The sequence below is a fragment of the uncultured Rhodoblastus sp. genome, from assembly GCF_903903185.1.
GTDB lineage: Bacteria > Pseudomonadota > Alphaproteobacteria > Rhizobiales > Beijerinckiaceae > Rhodoblastus.
Genome location: NZ_CAIUXT010000124.1, coordinates 1 through 1,543, shown reverse-complemented (window position 1 = coordinate 1,543; position 1,543 = coordinate 1). Strand labels below are relative to the sequence as shown.

Genomic DNA, 1,543 nt, shown 5'->3' with positions numbered 1-1,543 from the left:
TCCAGCTTGCGCCTTCCTCAAAAGTCAGCGGCAGGACGCCCATGCCGACCAGGTTCGACCGGTGGATGCGCTCGAAGCTCTGGGCGATGACCGCGCGCACGCCCAAAAGATTGGCTCCCTTGGCCGCCCAGTCGCGCGACGGGCCATTTCCATATTCGATGCCGGCGAAGACGACGAGCGGGGTTTTGGACTTCTGGTATTTCATCGCCGCGTCGTAGATCGACAAAACCTCGCCGCCGGGAAAGAATTTGGTGTTTCCGCCTTCCGGCGCGGTTCCGTCTTCAGCCGCCAGCATGAAATTCTTGATCCGGATATTGGCGAAAGCGCCGCGCATCATCACTTCGTGATTGCCGCGCCGCGTGCCGTATTGGTTGAAATCTTCCGGCTTGACCTTGTTGGCGATCAGATATTTGCCGGCGGGAGAGGAGGCCTTGATCGAACCGGCGGGAAAATCATGAAGCACGAGATCAAGCTGGAGGCGGTTTCGGAGCATTTTTGAGAATGGGTCGCAGAAAGAGTTCGACCGACTGGAAATTTTAATTATTTAAAATCAATATGTTAAATCAATCCTGAATTCGCAATGCGGCAAACTTTTCGTTGCGTGACGCCATTTGCGCCGCCGGCGTTTTTGCGTTTCGCAATTCCCAACGCGAGCGGATAAAAAAAATGTCAATGAAATCAATTGTTTAGGAGAGCTTCATTGGTTTCAGCCTTCTGGCGCCGGCCTTGCGAGAGAGTGCGCACAGGTTCTGCGGGGCGGAACAGCAAGAAGGATTGAGACGATGAAAATTTCCAACCGGACTTTGTTGGCTGGCCTGATCGTTGCGGTGGTGAGCGTTTCCGGCGCCGCCCAGGCGACGACCGTCCTCGACGGCGCTTACACTGAAGTCACTGAGAACACGGGCATTGCGCCGATGGAAACCAACGCGGATCTCGGCCCAACGGGCTCGCTGCCTGAAATTCCGAGCTGGGCCATGTTGCTCCTCGGTTCCGCAGGCATCGGATATGCCGGAAATCAGCAAGGCAAAAAACGCCGTCAGGCAATCGCCGCCTTCTGATTTGCGCCAATCGGAAATTTTAACAAGACCGCTCCAAGGAGCGGTCTTTTTATTGTTGTGCACGCCAACGCACACAATGAAAACCCGTCAAATTCGCTCCGGCGACTTTGCAATTAAATCCGATGCAACCCCTTACGCCCCAGCCAACTGCCGCAGCACGTAATGCAGAATGCCTCCGTTCTTGTAATACTCGACCTCATCCGCGGTCTGGATGCGCGAGTTGAGGGGAACCTTCTTCACCGTTCCGTCGGCGAACGTGATTTCCGCTTCCAGTTTCTGGCGCGGCGCCAGATCGGTGAGCCCCTTGATCGACACCAGTTCGTCGCCCTTTAGGCCAAGGGTCGTCCAGCTTGCGCCTTCCTCAAAAGTCAGCGGCAGGACGCCCATGCCGACCAGGTTCGACCGGTGGATGCGCTCGAAGCTCTGGGCGATGACCGCGCGCACGCCCAAAAGATTGGCTCCCTTGGCCGCCCAGTCGCGCGACG

General features: G+C 56.6%; 1 protein-coding gene and 2 pseudogenes. 1 reads left to right on the top strand and 2 read right to left on the bottom strand.

Going from position 1 to position 1,543, the window contains the following annotated elements; translation table 11 throughout:
- Window positions 1–448 (bottom strand): annotated as a pseudogene (locus QZY01_RS11580) (aconitate hydratase); the annotation flags it as partial.
- A gap of 334 nt (window positions 449–782) precedes the next feature.
- On the opposite strand from QZY01_RS11580, the gene QZY01_RS11575 reads away from it, so the two are divergent.
- Window positions 783–1,058, top strand: a complete 276-nt coding sequence (locus QZY01_RS11575) for a hypothetical protein (RefSeq protein ID WP_294537301.1) — start codon at window positions 783–785, stop codon at window positions 1,056–1,058.
- 132 nt (window positions 1,059–1,190) lie between these two features.
- Here the strand turns inward: QZY01_RS11575 and QZY01_RS11570 are convergent.
- A pseudogene (locus tag QZY01_RS11570) lies at window positions 1,191–1,543 on the bottom strand (aconitate hydratase); the annotation flags it as partial.